Below are 1,847 nucleotides of genomic sequence, written 5' to 3' on the forward strand. Positions count from 1 at the left end.
CGGTCGCCCAGACCGGCACCGGCCCGACCGTCGTCCGGCTCTCCGACGAAGCCGAAACCGGAGTCAACCTGGCCACCACCGAGGCGATCGGCGAGCAGCAGATCACCGGCGGCTGCCTGGCGATCACCCTGTTCGAGGGCACCGCCGCGCACGCCGAGGCCAGCCACGCCGAAACCCGGGCGGTGCTGGCCGCACACGGCGGCACGTCGCTGGGCGAAGCGGCCGCGCGAGCGTGGGAGCACGGCCGGTTCGCCGCGCCGTACCTGCGGGACTCGTTGCTGGCCACCGGCGCACTCTGTGAAACGCTGGAGACCGCCACCGACTGGTCCACCATCGACAGGCTCAAAGCTGCGGTCACCGGCGCGCTCACCGCCGCGCTGGGGAAATCGGGCACACCGGCGCTGGTGCTGTGCCACATCTCGCACGTGTATGCCACCGGGGCGTCCCTGTATTTCACCGTCGTCGCCGGGCAGCGGGGCGACCCGATCGAGCAGTGGCGCAAGGCCAAAGCCGCAGCTTCGGATGCGATCATGGCGACCGGCGCCACCATCACCCACCATCATGGGGTCGGAGTCGACCATCGACCCTGGATGACCGCGGAGGTGGGCGAGCTGGGGGTACGGGTGCTACGGGCGGTGAAGGCGACGTTGGATCCAGCCGGAATTCTCAACCCCGGCAAGCTGATCCCGTGACGTCACTGCTGCACAGGGAGATCGCCGGAATCACCCTGTTGGTCAATCCCGCGTCGAGGCACGGAGTCGCCCTCCGCGCGGCAGAGCGGGCAGTCGCGCGCTTTCGGCAACGCGGTGTGGACGTCGTCCAGATCGTCGGCACCGACGCCGACCATGCCCGCCGCCTCGTCAGCGAAGCCGTGCAGCGGGGAACCGATGCGGTAGTGGTGGCCGGTGGCGACGGGGTGATCTCGATCGCGCTGCAAGCCTTGGCGGGCAACGATGTTCCGCTGGGTATCGTTGCGGCCGGCACCGGCAACGACCACGCGCGCGAATACCGGCTGCCTACCGCGGATCCCGAAGCCGCCGCCGACATCGTCGCCGACGGCTGGGCCGAAACCGTCGACCTGGGGCGCATTCAAACCCCCGACGGCGCCACGAAGTGGTTCGGCACGGTGGCAGCCACCGGATTCGACTCGCTGGTCAGCGACCGGGCCAACCGGATGCGCTGGCCGCGCGGCAGGATGCGCTACAACCTGGCGATGCTGGCCGAGCTGTCCCGACTGCGGCTGCTGCCGTTCCGGCTGGTGCTCGACGGCCCCAGCGGCCACCAGGAGATCGACACCGATCTGACGATGGCCGCGTTCGGCAACACCCGTAGCTACGGCGGCGGCATGCTGATCTGCCCGCACGCCGACCATTCCGATGGGCTGCTCGACATCACGATGGTGCATTCGGCGTCGCGTACCAAGCTGATCCGGCTGTTCCCCAGCGTGTTCAAGGGCACCCACGTCGACCTGGACGAGGTGACCACCGCGCGGGCCCGGTCGATCCACGTGGAATGCCCTGGCATCAACGCCTACGCCGACGGCGACTATGCCTGCGCGCTGCCCGCGGAGATCAGCGCGGTACCTGCCGCACTGCACATCCTTCGTCCGGCGGGCGAACCGGCGGCATAGCTGACATCGGGCGCGCTGGCGGCGCTGGCGCCACCAGAACCGGGGTGACCGGCACAGCTATGGATCGTCGGGGCCGGTGTCATGACTGTCAGCACTGCCAGCCACGGCACGGTTGGTTTCTCGCAGCAGTCGCTCCGGGTGGTGGAAATTGTTGACTCTGGGTTGGCCGTGGTCCAGGTGTGGGGGTGGGATGGTTTCGATGGTGCCGTCGTGGCGG

2 protein-coding genes are annotated in these 1,847 nt (G+C 69.3%); both read left to right on the forward strand.

Annotated elements, in window-relative coordinates:
- On the forward strand, positions 1–692 hold a 692-nt coding region (locus AC2VOP_RS11695), incomplete at its 5' end, for an FAD-linked oxidase C-terminal domain-containing protein (RefSeq protein WP_486961117.1).
- Complete coding sequence (locus AC2VOP_RS11700; protein WP_486961118.1) at positions 689–1,630, forward strand: diacylglycerol kinase; 942 nt, start codon at positions 689–691, stop codon at positions 1,628–1,630. The genes AC2VOP_RS11695 and AC2VOP_RS11700, both read left to right, overlap by 4 nt.
- Positions 1,631–1,847 lie beyond the last annotated feature (217 nt).

It is taken from the genome of Mycobacterium sp. TH-M106, from assembly GCF_057473765.1.